Origin of the sequence: Aeromonas sp. s13, from assembly GCF_040907905.1 — a bacterium.
Classification (GTDB): Bacteria; Pseudomonadota; Gammaproteobacteria; order Enterobacterales; family Aeromonadaceae; genus Aeromonas; species Aeromonas veronii.
Map to the genome: position 1 here is coordinate 87333 of NZ_JBFOCS010000081.1, position 16080 is coordinate 103412.

Genomic DNA, 16080 nt, shown 5'->3' on the forward strand with positions numbered 1-16080 from the left:
CAGGGGCGGGATAGCGGGACAATAAAAAACCGGGCACGAGGCCCGGTTTGGTCAATCAGTCAGATGTGATTACTGGAGTACCAGCACCATCAGCAAGCCGACGCTAATGGCAGATACCAGGAAGGCAAAGCCATAGAACACATAGTGGTGCAGCTTGGTGGTGTGGATCCCCAGATCGTGCAGACCGTGGTAGATACGGTGCATACCGTGCCAGACTGGCAGGGCGATGATCACCAGCAGGATGCAGGCACCCCACCAGGAGCTGGCGAACGCGTGCACGCGGTCATAGCTCATGGTTTCCACGTCCATGATGCCCATGGGCACCAGCAGACCGGTGATGAGGACAATGACCGGCAGCAGCATGGCAACGACCATGCCACCCGCACCAAACAGACCCCAGTAAATTGGTTCGTCAGAACGTCTCATTGTTTTCTCCTCAGGCCACGATGATCAGGACAAGCAGGGACACCACCGCCAGCGCCACATACTGGGCGAGAACGATCGGCTTCTCCGGTACCAGGTCTTCACCACGGAAGATACGCATGGCTTTCGGCGCCAGGGCGAACCAGGTTTTGGCATGGAACAGGCACGCCGCCAGAGCGACGACATGGAACAGGATGGCGATCGGGCTTTGCAGGGATTCCAGCCAGCCGTTGAACGCTTCCTGACCCTGAACCAGGCGCATCAGGCCCCACATCAGCACAACGGCGTAGATGGAGACGAAGATACTGGTGCCTTCACGGATCATGTAACCGGTGTAGAAGGCGTTCTTCAGCCACCAGTCTTTCTTCATTTCGCGGACGTAAGGTTTACGTTTGCTATCAGTGTTGTTCATGGTCTCAATCCTGCTCTCAATCTGGCTTGAACATGGCGATCATGTAGTCCTTGGCGCTTTCGACCTTGCCAAGCTGGATGGCCGCTGCCGGATCGACGCCCTTCGGGCACACTTCGGAGCAGTAGCCCACGAAGGTACAGCCCCAGACGCCTTCGTCCTGGCTGATGATGCGCATACGCTCTTTGGCGCCGGCATCACGGTTGTCGACGTTGTAACGATAGGCCAGAGCCAGTGCCGCCGGGCCGGTGAACTTCTTGTTGATGCCGTACTGCGGGCAGGCCGCGTAGCAGAGACCACAGTTGATGCACTGGGAGAACTGCTTGTACTGCGCCATCTGGGCCGGAGTCTGGATGTACTCGCCATCACACAGGCTGCGCGGTTCGCTCGGGATGATGTACGGCTTGATGCTCTCCAGCTTCTCGATGAAGTCGGACATGTCGACCACCAGATCGCGCTCGATCGGGAAGTTGTTGAGCGGCTCGACGGTCATCTTGCCCGGCAGATAGTCGCGCAGGAACGCCTTGCAACCCAGCTTTGGCACACCGTTGACCATCATGCCGCAAGAGCCGCAGATCGCCATTCGGCAGGACCAGCGGAAGCTCAGGGTAGAGTCCAGGTGATCCTTGATGTACTGCAGGGCGTCCAGCAGAGACATCTCTCTCTGGTATGGCACCTGGAAGGTTTGCATCCAGGGCTCGTTATCCTGTTCCGGACGGTAGCGCAGGATCTCAATTTCAATCATCTCAGCCATTCTTCTTAGCCTCGTCTTGTTTCTCACCCTCGGAGCCGTACACGCGTTTTGCCGGCTGGGACTTAGTGATCTTCACATCGGAGTAATCGATGGAGGGCGTTTCGCCATTTTTGTAGAACGAGAGCGTGTGCTTGAGGAAGTTCACGTCATCGCGCTCTTCGTAACCATCCAGACGCTGGTGGGAACCGCGGGACTCTTTACGATTGATGGCGGAGTGCGCCATGGCTTCAGCCACGTCCAGCATGTAGCCCAGTTCGATGGCGTACAGCAGATCGGTGTTGAAGACAGAGGACTTGTCGTTGATCTTGACCTTCTTGTAACGGGCTTTCAGCTCGTTGATCTTGTCGATGGTGCCCTGCATCAGCTCTTCGGTACGGTAGATACCGACGCCGGCTTCCATGGACATGCCCAGCTCGTTGCGGATATCGGCCGGGTTTTCGGTACCGTCTACGTCCATCAGGGAGAGGTGCTGCTTGATGAGCGCCTCGGCCTTGGCGGCCAGGGCTTCGGTATTGCCATGCTTCTGAGTCTTGGCAAATTCACCTGCCTGCTCACCGGCCAGCTTGCCGAATACCACGATCTCGGACAGGGAGTTGGAACCCAGACGGTTGGCACCGTGCAGACCGACGGAGGCACATTCGCCCGCGGCGTAGAGGCCGGGCAGACGGGTGGCACACTTGTTGTCAGTCTCGATACCACCCATGGTGTAGTGGGCAGTCGGACGTACCGGAATAGGCTCTTTGGCCGGATCCACGTTGACGTAGGCTTTGGCCAGTTCGCAGATGAACGGCAGACGCTCTTTCAGGTACTTCTCGCCAAGGTGACGCAGGTCGAGGTGAACCACATCGCCCATCGGGCCCTGAATGACGCGGCCTTTCTGCTGCTCTTGCCAGAATGCCTGGGAAACACGGTCGCGCGGACCCAGCTCCATGTATTTGCTCTTCGGCTGGCCAATCGGGGTTTCCGGGCCCAAGCCGTAGTCTTGCAGGTAGCGGTAGCCATCCTTGTTCAGCAGGACGCCACCCTCACCACGACAACCTTCGGTCATCAGGATGCCGGTGCCCGGCAGACCGGTCGGGTGATACTGGACGAACTCCATATCACGCAGCGGTACGCCGTGACGGTAGGCCAGTGCCATGCCGTCGCCGGTGACGATGCCACCGTTGGTGTTGTAGCGATAGACACGGCCAGCGCCACCAGTGGCCACGATCACGGATTTGGCCTGGATGAAGCGGGTGATACCGTTCTGGATGTCGAAGGTCAGTACGCCCTGGACACGGCCGTCGTCCACGATCAGATCAAGACAGAAATGCTCGTCGAAGCGCTTGATGCTCGGGTATTTGACGGAGGTCTGGAACAGGGTGTGCAGAATATGGAAACCGGACTTGTCTGCGGCGAACCATGTACGGGGAACCTTCATGCCACCAAACGGACGCACGTTGGCTTTACCATCCGGCTTGCGGCTCCAGGGGCAACCCCAGTGCTCCAGCTGGATCATCTCTTTGGTTGCGTTGTTGACGAAGTATTCCACTACGTCCTGCTCGCACAGCCAGTCACCACCGGAGACGGTGTCGTTGAAGTGGTTTTCGAGGGAGTCGTCATCACGGACGACACCGGCGGCGCCGCCTTCGGCAGCAACCGTGTGGCTGCGCATCGGGTAAACCTTGGAAATCAGGGCGATGTCCAGGTCTGGCTGTGATTCGGCTATAGCGATAGCGGCGCGTAAGCCGGTACCGCCAGCACCGATGATGGCCACATCGGTCTTGATAATATCCACATCTGCCTCCTTAGGGATAGATTTGCTGGGCACGATTTTGCTCTATGAAAAAAATTCAGGCTTGATGCAAGTCAAACTGCTAGGTTTTATTCCCTTTTTATTGGTTATTTTTCTATAAAACACCCAAATCCCTGGATGAAAATGTCGTTATTATCGTCATTTTTTGGTGTTATTGAGCAGTTGAACACCTAGCTACGAGTACTTTAACTTCTGGATTGTACGTAGTTTTCTTTCAATAAAATGCGAATCACCTCTCTTTTTAGGTACTCGCGAAAAAAATTTTAAGTTTTTTATTGTAATTTTTTAATGAGAATTATTGGCATTTATCTATTCGAATAGAAATAGGTAATCCGAAATGCTGCGGTGACCACGGCTGTGATCTGATAATTCCAGACGAATTACAAGGATTTCAAGGCGGGGTATTTGGCGGGTAATGTGAGATTACTCACTGAAAATTAAGCGCTATTTAGAAAAATAAAAGGGGCCTGTACGGCCCCTTTTGCTCATGCTCAAATGCGGAACATGCCTACCTGATTGCTCAGTTCACCCGAAATATTTTTAAGTTGTTCAGAGAGATGGCGTGAGCTGTCTGCATCCACTGCCAGTTCGTCCGAGACATCTTTCACTGCCTGAATGTTGCGACTTACCTCATCGGTGACGGCCCGCTGCTCTTCAGCCGCGCTGGAGATCTGGGTCGCCATGTCGGAGATCTGGTTGATCGAGGTGGTGATCTGCTCCAGCGCATGGGTGGCGTTGTTGGCGTCATCCACGCTGTTCTGGGCCAGCAGCTGGCCTTCGTGCATGGTGCTGACCGCTCCCTGGGTATTGCGTTGCAGGGTTTCGATCATATTGCGGATCTCGACGGTGGAGCTGTGGGTACGCTGTGACAGGACGCGCACCTCGTCGGCTACCACTGCAAAGCCGCGGCCCTGTTCACCGGCACGTGCCGCTTCGATGGCGGCGTTGAGTGCCAGCAGGTTGGTCTGCTCGGCGATGCCCTGAATGGTGGAGAGGATGGTGTTGATCTCCTGAGCGTTTTTCTCCAGTTCCTGAATGATGTTGGAGGCCTGTTCCACCTGGGTGGCCAGATCGGTGATGGAGCGCTGGTTGCGGGCGATCACCTGTTTGCCATGCTCGCAGCTGCTGGAGGAGCTGCGGGCCGCTTCGGCGGTCTGCTCGGCGTTGCTGGCGACCTCGACTGCGGTGGCTGACATCTCGTGTACCGCAGTGGCGATCTGGGAGATCTCGTTTTGCTGGCGTGCCAGCCCCTGATTGGCCTTCTCCGCCATGCTGTGGGAGGACTTGGCCTGCTGGTTGAGCTGGCCGGAGGAGTTGGAGATATCCTGCACCATCACATGGATCCGCTCGATGAAGGTGTTGACGTGTTTGGCAACCGCGCCCACCTCATCCTCACGTTCAATCTTGATCCGGCGGGTCAGATCGCCGTTGCCACGGGAGAGATCGGCAATCGCTTCGCCCAGGGTTTTCAGAGGGGCCAGCGAGCTGTTGATGGCGACATAGGAGAAGCCTGCAACGATCAGTATGGTGATAAGCCCCTGAATGAGGGAGGAGGTAACCATGCGGCGTACCGACTGGTAGGCGATCTCTTCATCCACCATCATGCCGTAATACCAGTTGGTATTGGGAATGGCATTAAAGTCGTAGACCTCTTTCTTGCCGCTGATCACCAGCTCGTTGATCATTCCGTCATGGGCGACCTGATTGATGTAGGCCGCAGTCAGTTCCGGTGCCAGAGCGGTGGCGGATTTCAGGCTCAGGGAGGCATCGGGGTGCGCGATGATGGTGCCATTGCTGTCCACCAGCATGGCGTAGGTGCCCTCGGTGGTGACCGCCAGAATGTCCGAGATCAGTGAGCTGATGGAGACGTCACCGGCGATGACCCCCTGAGTATTGCCGCGCTGGAACGGCTCGGCAATGGTAACAATCAGCTGGCCGGTGGAGATGTCGGCATAGGGGGCTGTAATGACCAGCTTGCCTGCGGCGGCCGCGTCCTTGTACCAGGGGCGTTGACGTGGGTCATAACCGGCGGGCAAATCGGTTGGTTTGCTCTGGATCATCTTGCCGTCTGCGGTACCGGCATAGACCAGGTCGAAGCCACCGGCATTCATGGACTGGGCCAGATGACTGATGGGCTCGTCTTCTTTGGCGAATGCTTCCTTGGTGGTGCTGACCATGCTGATCCGGGAGTCGACCCAGCGGGAGATCCCCTTGACGTTGGCCATGGAGCTTTCGTCGATGATGTTCCAGACCAGTCGCTGGGTCTCGCTGCGCAGTTGCGAGGTGTTGTACCAGACCTGCAGGCAGGTGATCACCAGAATGATGACCCCGATAGCCAGAACAAGCTTGTTTTTAATGGATAAGTTCATAGTTACATCCTTGTGAGCGTCAGTCTGAAGTGTGTGTGGAATCTAGTTATTGTTATGAGCCTCTGTTTATCGGCTGAAGTTGAACTCTTTGTATCCCGGTCAGCTATTTAAAGTTAGTGCCTAAATCAGTGGTTATCCATGCGCGTATCGCCCCCTCACTGTGTCAGAAAACGATCTGGTCGATTGGTGAAGACTCCATCGACCCCCATGCTAGAGAGCGTTTCATAATCTTCTGGATAATCAACGGTATAAACCAGAACTTTGAGCCCCCGGCGATGTGCATCATCGACCAGCGCGGCGTCGATAAAATCAACATCGCAATTGATGGACCAGGCTCCCAGCTTGTCGGCAAACTGCGCCAGGTTGAGCGGCAGGTTGGCGGTCAGGGCACCGAGCCGGATATCGGGCCGCAAGGCGGCAAATCGGGCCAGCTCCGGGTGATGGAAGGAGGAGACCACCCACTGGCCGGGAGTAAAGCCCAGCTCGGCTTCTGCCCGTCGGGTCAGGGCTGCCACCGCATCGGCGGTATGAGCCCCCTTGAGCTCGATGTGCAACTCGCAGCGTCCGGCGATGATCTCCATCACCTGCCACAGGGTCGGGATCACCTCTCCCTCACCGGCATCGAGCTGCTCCAGATAGGAGCGGGATTGCTCGGTCAGCACCCCCTTGCCATTGGTGCAGCGCTCCAGCCGCCGGTCGTGGAAGATCCACAACTCGCCATCGGCCGCCTGCACGTCGATCTCGATGGCTGATGCTCCCAGCTCCAGCGCTTTGGCCATCGCCTTTAGGGTGTTCTCCGGTGCCAGACCGCTGGCGCCACGATGGGCAATAATCTGCATGTTCTGCTCCTTTTACCTCGCGGGTCAGCCGCGGCTCAGGTGAATGTCGATCTGTTGATGGGGCAGGGTAAGTCCCTGCTGCTGCATCTTCTCCAGCACCAGCGAGTGAACCTCGTGAGTGATGGGCATCCGGTGATCCATGTTGTTGACGTAGAGGCGGATCTCGTAGATCAGTGCCGAGTCGGTGAATTCGATCAGGAAGACCTCTGGCGTCGGCGTCTCCAATACCAGGGTCGATGCCTGGATGGACTCTTCCAGAATGCGCTGCACCAGTTTCGGATCCCGGGTCAGGCCGATCCGGATCCGCAGTTTGACCCGGGTGATGGCATCGGAGAGCGACCAGTTGATGAACTGCTCGGTGATGAAGGCCTTGTTGGGCACGATGATCTCCTTGCGATCCCAATCCACTATGGTGGTGGCCCGGGTCTTGATCTTGGTGACTGTGCCGGTGAGATCGCGGATGGTGACGGTGTCACCGAGCCGGATCGGCTTCTCAAACAGTATGATGAGGCCGGAGACAAAGTTGGCGAAGATCTCCTGCAGACCGAAACCCAGCCCCACCGAGAGGGCGGCGACCAGCCACTGGGTCTTCGACCAGTCGATGCCGAGCATGGAGAAGCCGGTGAGGGCGCCGATCAGGATCACCAGATACTTGCTGGTGGTGGTGAGGGCAAAGCCGGTACCCGGGGAGAGGCTGAGGTGTTGCAGCAGGGTCAGCTCCATCAGCCCCGGCAGGTTGCGGGCTGTCACCACGGTCAGAATGAAAACGAAGGCGGTCAGCATCAGATCCTGCAAGGTGATGGCCGAGAGCTGCTCGATGCCGCCAATCTTGCTGCTCACCTGCCACACCTCGATATTGCTGAGGAAGCTGAAGGCGGAGTTGAGATCCGACCATTGCACCACCACCAGCATGGTGAAGCCCAGCATCAGCAGGGTGCGCACCAGTCCCAGCGACTGGGCGCTGATGGTATCGAGATCCAGCTCAGTCTCTTCCACCACGTCCGGGGTCTCGGAGCTGAGCTCGTCATGCCCCTCTTCCCTGCCGCGCTGGGCCAGGATCTCGGCCCGCTTGCTCTTGGCGCGCTCGAAGGCAAGGCGGCGGCGCTGGATCAGCATCCAGCGTCTGGCCAGATAGTAGACCAGCAGGCAACCCAGCCCCATCAGCAGGCTAAGCTCCAGCTGGCGCAGCAGGGTGCGCGAGGTATAAAAGTAGCCAAACAGGGCGCCAATCACCGCTAGCAGCGGCGCCAGCATCAGGCTGTTCCAGATGAAGTGGTGCAGCAGATGGGGCTTGGTCATATCGGTCTGGCCCCAGGTGAGTGGCAGCCGCTCCCGGTTGAGACGGGCAAAGAAGAGCAGCAGCCAGAGTGCACCGATCATGAAGGCCATCCGGCCGAGGGAGTCGTAGAAGGCGTGCTCCTGATAACTGTTGGCCATCCCCTGCACGAAGAAACTCGGGATCAGCACCAGCAGCAGGGTGCGAAACTGCCCCCATACCTTTTGCACCTGTTCCCGGGGCCAGCGGAAGTGGTGGATCAAAATCCCCCGCTCCAGCGTCAGATGGCGGGCCATCACCAGCGCCAGCAGCAGAAACCAGATCTCGCCAAGACCGCGCGCCACCGCCACCGCAAACGGGTATTGCCAGGCCCCTTCGAGCAGGCCGCGCACCATCAGCACCATGGCGGGCAAGGGGAGGGCGGCAAGCAGGGAGCGCAGCAGCAAGCGGCTGGTGAGGCTGAATTTGTCCTGAGTTACCTTGCCGATCCGCGGCGCAATATGGTCGCAATAGAGGCTCAGGTGACGGGCCAACTTGAACCAGCTCCAGGCCAGCACCAGCAGACCAATACCGGCCAGCGTGAGGCTCAGCGGGCTGTTTTCTGCGATGGCGTAGGGCAGTTGCAACCAGTTGTCCGGGTTGAAGGCCAGAGTCAGCGCGGCGGGAATGCCGAGCATGACCTGTGGGGTAAAGGGGCGCACATCCGGCATCCAGAACAGGTGGCTGGCGCTTATTTCACGGATCTCGTCGATCTTGCTGTTCTGACGGCTGTAGAGCAGCTTGAGACGGGTCTGCTCCTGAATGAGGGTGTCGGAGGCGTCGTTGAGCCGGGTCAGCAGTTGGCGCCGAGCCTTGAGCAGGTTGTCGAGCACCGCTTGCTGTGGCCGATCCAGCGTCACCTCCTCTTCGGCCATCAGCTTGTCGCGCAGCTGGCGGGTATCCTTGAGCCCATCCTGCTCGCTCTCGTACTGGTACTTGGCCATGCGGGCGCTGACGATGGCGGACTCCAGCTTGTCGAGGGGGAACTGGGGGGGCAGATCGGAGAGTTTACTGCGCAGGTTCTCGCCGTAGGCATTACTGATCTGCAGCCACTCCAGCTGTTCGCGCACCGAGTTGACCAGCTCATTCAGCTCAAACAGATTTTTGTCGACGCTGCGCTGCTCATCCAGCACCCGCTCAATCTGATCTTCCAGTGTGCCGAGCTGGATGGAGAGCGCCTGATTCTGCTGTTGCTGCTCCAACAGCAGCGGCATGTCGGTGGTGAGCTGTTTGCGCAGCCGTTCGCTCTCCTCCAGCGCCTGCTCGGTCTTCTCCCGCCGCAGCTGGTTCTGCTGGGTCAGCAGGCTGGCTTGCCACTCATCCTCGTCGGCGATGGCCAGATTGAGCTCCTGCAGTTTCAGCTTGCCGAGATCGTTGCGCTGCTGGGCCGAGAGCTGCTCCAGCTCCAGCATCTGGATCCGGTCGGAGAGGCTCTGCTCCTTCATTCTGGTCAGCAGCAGTTGTGCCTCCTGCTGGCGATCCGATTCGCTGCTGAAGCTCAGTCGCTCCAGCTGGCTGCGGGTCAGTTGCAGCTGTTTGCGCAGATCATCCACCCGCAGGTGATACTCCTGCCCGGTGCTCTCCAGCTGGTTGAGGCTGTCCATTACCCCCTGCCGCTCCTTGCGCAGGTTGAGCTGGCGGTTGCTGCTAAGGCCAATGGCCTGGCGCAGCGCCTCCTCCTTGAGGCTCGCCAGCGGCGGGCGAGCGGCGGGCTGATAGTTGTGCAGGCTCTCCTTGAGCCGTGCCGACTCCTTGGGGTAATCGATAAGGATCTGCTGATAGGCTTTGCTCTGCTCCCGGTAGCGCTCGGCCTCTCTGGCAAATTGCAGCGCTTGCTGGTAGCTCTCCCGCAGCTTCTGGTTTTCCGGGGTATCGCTCTTGGGCACGCTCTGCAACAGGGATTCGGCCTGGGCAATGGCATCGTCGGCGCGCACGGTTGGCGGCAACAAGAGAAGGGAGAACAGCAAGAGGGTGAGCAGGCGTTGCAACATGAGGCTCGTTTCCGTTCAGAAGAGGTGGCCCTAGCCTAAAACAGGGCAGGGAGGCGGGTAAAGCAGTCTATATTAATGATTCATAACACAAATAACAGGAAGTCGTGCTGCCGTTTCGCTATGATCCCGGCCGCTTTCTCTCCACCGAGTCGAATATGTCAGCTGTTGATCTGGGCACAGCCCCGCTATCTCGTCTTTTCTGGCGTTACGTAACCCCGACCGTGGCGGCCATGCTGATCACCGGCATCTATGTCACCATCGATGGCATCTTCGTTGGCCATGTGCTGGGTCAGGATGGCATGGCCGGTCTGATGCTGGCTTATCCCATCTGCGCCGTGCTCTATGCGGTGGGGGCGCTGATCGGCATGGGGGCCTCGTCGCTGGTCTCCTTCTATCTGGGGCAGGGCAACCCGGCCAAAGCCCGCCATATCGTCGGCAATGCCCTGGTGATGGTGTTGCTGGCCTCGGCAGTGCTCAGTTTTATCGGGATCCGTTATGGCGAGCCCATGCTGGCCTGGATGGGGGCGGAGGGGGAGATCTTCACCGCCGGGCTCTCCTACCTGCAGGCCTACGCCTGGCTGGGCGTCTTTGCGGTGCTGTCGATGGCGTTCAGCTCGCTGCTGCGCAACGATGGCCGCCCCGGATTTGTCACCCTCATCATGGTAGTCGGGGGGCTGCTCAACGTGCTGCTCGACTATCTGCTGATGGTAGTGTTTCCGTTCGGACTTGCCGGGGTAGCGACGGCCACTATGCTCTCCCAGGCGGTGACGGGCCTTGCCTGCCTGTGGCACTTCTTCACGCCGCGTAGCCAACTGCGGATAAGTTGGGACACCTTGCGCCCCGATCTGCGGCTGATGGGCGAAACGGTGCGCCTCGGGATATCCAGTTTTCTGATGTACCTCTATCTCTCGGTAGTGCTGGCGCTGCACAACAAGGCGTTGCTGGCGGTGGGTACTTCGCTGCATGTGGCGGCCTACGGGGTGATCAGTTACACCGAGGCCTTCTTCTATCTGGTGTTTGAGGGTATCGCCATGGGTATCCAGCCCATCGCCAGCTTTAACGCGGGCGCCGGTCACTGGCGGCGGGTGCTGAGGATCCGCAATCTGGCACTCGGAGTGACGTTGGGGATCGCCCTGTGCGCCATGTTCCCGCTTTATCTGTGGCCGGAGGCGGCGGTCTATCTGTTTGCCGGCGACAACGCCACCTTGCTGCCGGTGGCGAGCCTCGGGATCTGGCTCTACTTCTGGGGGCTGCCGATGGAGGGCTTGCTGCTGGTGGGGGCTACCTACTTCCAGGCCATCAATCGGGCTCGCATCGCCTCCCTGCTCACCGGCGGCAAGCTGGTGCTGATCGGCGGTTTCTTGTGGGGATTCTCGACCCTGTGGGGCGTGCCCGGGGTCTGGCTGGCATTGCCAACGTGCAGCTCGCTGCTGGTGTTGGTGATGTGGCGTGCGATGCGTCGGGAGTCCGGCGCCCACGCGCTGGCCGGATAGGTAATCAGGTTCGACGTGCAGATAGCAGACAGGCAGCCATGGGCTGCCTGTTTTGTTAACGGGCTCTGCCGATTCAGGGCTTGAAGGCACCGATAAAGATGGCGGGATCGACCCGGGTGTCGTTGAGGCTGACGTTCCAGTGCATATGGGGGCCGGTAGCGCGGCCGGTTGAGCCGACTCGCCCGACGATGCCGCCACGCGGCAGGCTCTGACCGAGCTTCACATCGATCTTCGACATGTGGCAGAACATGCTGATGAGCCCCTGACCGTGGTCGACAAAGACGGTATTGCCATTGAAGAAGTAGTTGCCGATCAGGATCACCTTGCCGGCGGCGGGGGACTTGATCGGGGTGCCGGCGCCCACGGCGAAGTCGAGGCCGGAGTGGGGGTTGCGCTCCTCGCCATTAAAGAAGCGACGCAGGCCAAACGGGCTGGAGAGGCGGCCGTTGACCGGCTTGTCGAACATCAGGTTGCTCGGCTGGTTGGGGCTGAAGGTCTGGTAAGCTCGGGTTTGCTCCGCCAGCTCGCGGTTGATACGGGTCATATCTTCGGCGAGCGGATTGACCTGACGGCTGTTCTTGAGCTTGATGTGCTGCTCGCGGTAGTGCTTGGGGGTCACGGTGAAGTCGAGAGTACGGCCATCACCTGTGGTCAGTTGCTGGGCGCCGGGCGTGCTTTTCAGAGAGATGCCGACGATGGCGATCCACTGGTTGTCTTCGCGCACTACCAGCACGGGTTTGTCGTGATAGCGGGCCGTGGGGGCAGTGGGTGACGCGCCAAGAGGGATCACCGCAACGCCACCCGGCACCGGATGGTTGAGCAGGCGACTGACAAAACCCTCGGCCAGGGCTGACTGGCTGGCCAGTAACAACAACAGACAACACACAACTCTCATGACGATACCACTCGATGTTAAAACGCCCGGGATGGCGGGATGACAACCCCCTGTCCGGCATTCGCCGATCACTAAAGGGTGATCACGACATGCTGGCCACGACAGGCGCGGCTGGAGGAGGGGACAGATTGTGCCTCGTTATGGTCGGGGCAGCCAGTGGCGGGGCGTGGCTGACGCCCCTTTTGTGCATAGCTGCGTCAGGTTTTATGTCGTGGTCGGGCCGCTTCGCCATTGAGTCGCCCCCGCTCTGGCTCTAGAATCGGCTTCCGGCACTGATGCCACCGATACTCCGAGGAGACGATATGAACGGATTACCCCCTTTGCGCACCACACCGGCTCGGTACACGACAGGTCGTGGCTGGCTCTGGGTTCGCAGCGGGTTCGATATCTTCAACAAGGGGATGGGGATCAGCGTAGCCATGGTGCTGGTCTGGTTTATGGTGGGCATGCTGCTGGAGCAACTGCCGGCGGGTGGCCTTATCTCCCAGCTGCTCTACATGGTGTGGGGCGCGGGTTGGGTGGCGGTCGCCGCTCGGGGTTATCGGGGTGAGCCGCTGCAGTTTGCCGATCTCTTCGCCGGTTTTCGCCACAAGCTGACCCCGCTGATGCTAGGCGGTCTGCTGGTGTTGCTGCTGTTTAGCCTGGTTGGCCTCGTCTGTCTCGGTCTGCTCTCCATGTGGGGGCTGCTCCCGCTGTTGACGCAGGATCCCGAGAGCATGGTGGTCTCAGCCAGCCAGTTGCAACAACTGCTGCTGGTATTGCTGGTGGGGATGCTGCTCATCATTCCCGTGCTGATGGGGGTCACCTTTGCTCCGGCGCTGATCTACCACCACGATATCGGCATCATCCAGGCGGTACGGCTGAGCTTCTTCGGCTGCTGGCGCAATATTTTTCCCTTCTTCTGGTGGGGGCTGCTCTCAGCCATGTTGTTGCTGTTTGGCGCTGTGCTGTTGCTGGTAGGTCTGCTGGTGGTGATCCCGGCGCTCAACTACTCCATCTATGTGGCTTATCGGGATATTTTCCTGGACGAGAGTGCGCAGTCGGAAGCACCGCACTCAGAACCATTCGGATTTGAAGCCTGATCAAGGGATCAGAGTGAAGAAGGGGCCCGCAGCGGCCCCTTCTTCATGATCGGGTTTGAGGTGTGCTTACTCCTGCCAGATGGGATCCGCCGCCATGCGTGCCAGCAGAAAATCGAGGAAGCTGCGCAGCAGTGGCGACATCTGTTTGCGGGTAGCATACACCCCGTAGACCCCGAGCCGCTTGGGCTGCCAGTCGGTCAGCAGGGGCACCAGTTCTCCGCGCTCCAGATAGGGTTGGGCCGAGTAGCGGGGTTGCAGGCTGATCCCTGCGCCTTCCAGCGTTGCTTCCAGTAGCAGGTTGGAGATATTGGCGCTCAGGTTACCGCTGACCGGCACTGACTCGGGACCGTCCGGTCCATTGAACTCCCACAGGCTCTTGCCGAAGTAGGTGTAGGTGAGGCAGTTGTGCAGCGCCAAATCCTGCACCTTGTGTGGCATCGGATGACGGGCCAGATAGGCCGGGCTGGCACAGACTACCGAGTGGCAGGTGCCGAGACGGCGTGCCACCAGATTGGGGTCGAGGTCGTTGGTGATGCGCACCGCCAGATCGATCCGCTCCTCTACCAGATTGACGGTTCTGTCGAGCAGCAGAATGTCGATGGCCGTCCCCGGGTATTGCGCCAGATAGTCGTTGGCAGCCCCGACCAGCAGCGCTTCTGACAGGGAGTAGCTGCTGGTGATCCGCAGTTGTCCCTTGGGGGCGTCATCTCCCTTCACCGCGATCTGCTCCATCTCTTCGCCGAGTGCCAGCATGGCGCGGGCCCGGTTCAGCGCCTCCTCTCCTGACCCTGTCAGGCTCAGACGACGGGTGGTGCGGTGCAGCAGGCGGGCGCCCATCCAGCTCTCCAGCTCGGCCAGATAGCGCGACACCATGGCGCGCGACATATCCAGTTTCTCTCCGGCGCCGCTCAGGCTCCCTTGTTCGACTACGCTGACAAAGACCCGCAAGGCGGTCAGTCGATCCATGTATGGCTCTCTATATGTTCGATATGTGCAACAGTGATGCGCTTTTTATGCTGTATTTGCACCTTAAGTGATCTAATACACTGTGTCCATCAAATGAACCCCCGAATACTTAATGAGGAATAGATGATGAACAACACCCTGATCCGCAACCTGACTCTGGCGACCACCCTGCTGAGTGGCGCCGCACTGGCCGCCCCCCTGAGCGTGACCGTCTACAACCCTGGCGAGAAGGCGATCTTCCCGGTCTCCTCCTCACTGGTGACCGGTGACAAAGAGGCCATCCTGATCGATGCCCAATTCGACGTGCAAAATGGTCAGGCGCTGGTCGACATGATCAAGAAGAGCGGCAAGAAGCTGACCACTGTCTATATCAGTGCCGGTGACCCCGACTTCTACTTCGGTCTGGAGCCGGTCATGGCGGCGTTCCCGGATGTCAAAGTGCTGGCCGATCAGCATGTGGTTGACCACATCAACCAGACCAAGGATGCCAAGCTGAGCTACTGGAGCCCGATCCTCGGGAAGGGTGCACCGAAGAGCCTGACCGTGCCGCAAGTGATGACCGCCAGCCACCTGACGCTGGATGGCGAGAAGATTGAGATCAAAGAGATGAACACCCCGAATGCCTACCTCTGGGTCCCTTCCATCAAGACTGCTTTTGGTGGTGTACCGGTCTACCACGGGGTGCATGTCTGGATGGCCGACAGCCAGACCAAGGCGGCCCGCAGTAACTGGGTCAAGGCGCTGGACAACCTGCTGGCCCTGAAACCCGAGCGCGTGGTACCGGGCCACTTCCTGGGGACTGCTCCCAAAGGCACTGCTGCTGTGACCTTTACCCGTGACTATGTAGAGCGTTTCGAACAGGAGCTGGCCAAGGCGAAAAACTCCGGTGAGCTGATTGAGGCTCTGAAGAAAGCCTATCCGGCACTGCCGGTTGACGATGGTCTGGCCATCGGTGCCAAGGTCAATACCGGCGAGATGAAGTGGTAAGCCACTGAGCCTGCTCTCCCTGTGTTTTTTACCGGGCCTAAGGGCCCGGTTTTTTATCCGAGATTGAAGTGAGAATGAAGATGTTCGAACAACAAACCACCCTCCATTATGTCTATGACCCGCTCTGTGGCTGGTGCTACGGTGCCGCCCCCCTGTTGCAGGCGGCAGCCACCATGGCCGGACTCAAGATCGAGCTGCATGCGGGCGGTCTCTGGATGGGTAGTCGCCGTCAGCCGATGGGCGAGGCATTGCGTGATTATGTGCGCCCCCATGATCAGCGGATCGAAGCGCTGACCGGCCAGCATTTTGGCGAACGCTACTTTAACGAACTGCTGCTGCGGGAAGGCTGTCTGCTGGACTCCGAGCCGCCGATCCGTGCGGTTTTGGCCGTCACGGCGTTGGGGGGCGATGGGCTGGTCATGTTGCACCGGATCCAGCAATCCCACTATCGGGACGGGATCTGGATTGGTGAGCCGGCATTTCTCGCCACGCTGGCGGCAGAGCAGGGGATTGCAGCCGAGGCATTCCAGCAATCCTATCTGCTGGCGCCCTTGCTGCAACATCTGGCAGATAGCCAGGGCTGGATGAAACGGCTGGGCGGTCAGGGTTATCCCACCCTTGGGTTGATGCACAACGGTAAGGTGAGTGCTGTGCGAGTGGCTGACTTTTTGGGCGATCCTGCCGGGTTGCGTCAGCATCTTCTTGAGTTGATGGAATAGTTATTAGAATGTGAACGGACAAGGTCTCTTTAGAAGTGGAGTG

13 protein-coding genes are annotated in these 16080 nt (G+C 59.1%); 4 read left to right on the forward strand and 9 right to left on the reverse strand.

All coding sequences use genetic code 11. The features are described 5' to 3' along the window. Positions 1–69 precede the first annotated feature (69 nt). From frdD to mscM, 7 genes are all read right to left on the reverse strand, one after another. A complete protein-coding gene (frdD, locus tag AB5Y82_RS18945; RefSeq protein ID WP_005335059.1) occupies positions 70–426 on the reverse strand; it encodes a fumarate reductase subunit FrdD in 357 nt (118 codons plus the stop codon). Between the two features lie 10 nt (positions 427–436). Beyond that, positions 437–835, reverse strand: a complete 399-nt coding sequence (locus AB5Y82_RS18950; RefSeq protein WP_005335058.1) for a hypothetical protein — start codon at positions 833–835, stop codon at positions 437–439. 16 nt (positions 836–851) lie between these two features. After that, positions 852–1586, reverse strand: coding sequence for a succinate dehydrogenase/fumarate reductase iron-sulfur subunit (locus tag AB5Y82_RS18955; RefSeq protein WP_005335057.1), 735 nt, complete (start codon positions 1584–1586; stop codon positions 852–854). Beyond that, positions 1579–3363 carry a fumarate reductase (quinol) flavoprotein subunit gene (frdA, locus tag AB5Y82_RS18960; protein WP_005335056.1) on the reverse strand — a complete coding sequence of 595 codons (1785 nt, stop codon included), beginning with the start codon at positions 3361–3363 and terminating at the stop codon, positions 1579–1581. The genes AB5Y82_RS18955 and frdA overlap by 8 nt, the downstream gene beginning before the upstream one ends. A 509-nt stretch (positions 3364–3872) precedes the next feature. Then, complete coding sequence (locus AB5Y82_RS18965) at positions 3873–5750, reverse strand: methyl-accepting chemotaxis protein (RefSeq protein WP_005354019.1); 1878 nt, start codon at positions 5748–5750, stop codon at positions 3873–3875. Positions 5751–5905: 155 nt separating this feature from the next. Continuing rightward, entirely contained in the window at positions 5906–6589 is a 684-nt protein-coding gene (locus AB5Y82_RS18970) for a glycerophosphodiester phosphodiesterase (RefSeq protein ID WP_368174394.1), read from the reverse strand. 24 nt (positions 6590–6613) lie between these two features. Next, positions 6614–9895: a miniconductance mechanosensitive channel MscM gene (gene mscM / locus AB5Y82_RS18975; protein ID WP_368174395.1), complete on the reverse strand. Its 3282-nt coding sequence runs from the start codon at positions 9893–9895 to the stop codon at positions 6614–6616. Between the two features lie 155 nt (positions 9896–10050). On the opposite strand from mscM, the gene AB5Y82_RS18980 reads away from it, so the two are divergent. Continuing rightward, on the forward strand, positions 10051–11388 hold the full coding sequence (locus tag AB5Y82_RS18980; protein WP_368174396.1) for an MATE family efflux transporter: 1338 nt from the start codon (positions 10051–10053) through the stop codon (positions 11386–11388). Positions 11389–11461: 73 nt separating this feature from the next. Here AB5Y82_RS18980 and AB5Y82_RS18985 read toward each other — a convergent pair whose 3' ends face one another. Continuing rightward, positions 11462–12283 carry a peptidoglycan DD-metalloendopeptidase family protein gene (locus AB5Y82_RS18985; protein ID WP_368174397.1) on the reverse strand — a complete coding sequence of 274 codons (822 nt, stop codon included), beginning with the start codon at positions 12281–12283 and terminating at the stop codon, positions 11462–11464. Positions 12284–12585: 302 nt separating this feature from the next. Between AB5Y82_RS18985 and AB5Y82_RS18990 the strand changes: the two genes are divergently transcribed. After that, positions 12586–13365, forward strand: coding sequence for a BPSS1780 family membrane protein (locus tag AB5Y82_RS18990; protein WP_368174398.1), 780 nt, complete (start codon positions 12586–12588; stop codon positions 13363–13365). Positions 13366–13431: 66 nt separating this feature from the next. Here the strand turns inward: AB5Y82_RS18990 and AB5Y82_RS18995 are convergent, their stop codons facing one another. After that, on the reverse strand, positions 13432–14331 hold the full coding sequence (locus AB5Y82_RS18995; RefSeq protein ID WP_111900764.1) for a LysR family transcriptional regulator: 900 nt from the start codon (positions 14329–14331) through the stop codon (positions 13432–13434). A 126-nt stretch (positions 14332–14457) separates the two neighbouring features. Between AB5Y82_RS18995 and AB5Y82_RS19000 the strand changes: the two genes are divergently transcribed. Continuing rightward, positions 14458–15318, forward strand: coding sequence for a Vmh family MBL fold metallo-hydrolase (locus AB5Y82_RS19000; RefSeq protein ID WP_111900781.1), 861 nt, complete (start codon positions 14458–14460; stop codon positions 15316–15318). Positions 15319–15392: 74 nt separating this feature from the next. After that, positions 15393–16037 (forward strand): DsbA family protein, encoded by a 645-nt coding sequence (locus AB5Y82_RS19005; RefSeq protein ID WP_111900763.1) that lies wholly within the window; start codon positions 15393–15395, stop codon positions 16035–16037. Positions 16038–16080 lie beyond the last annotated feature (43 nt).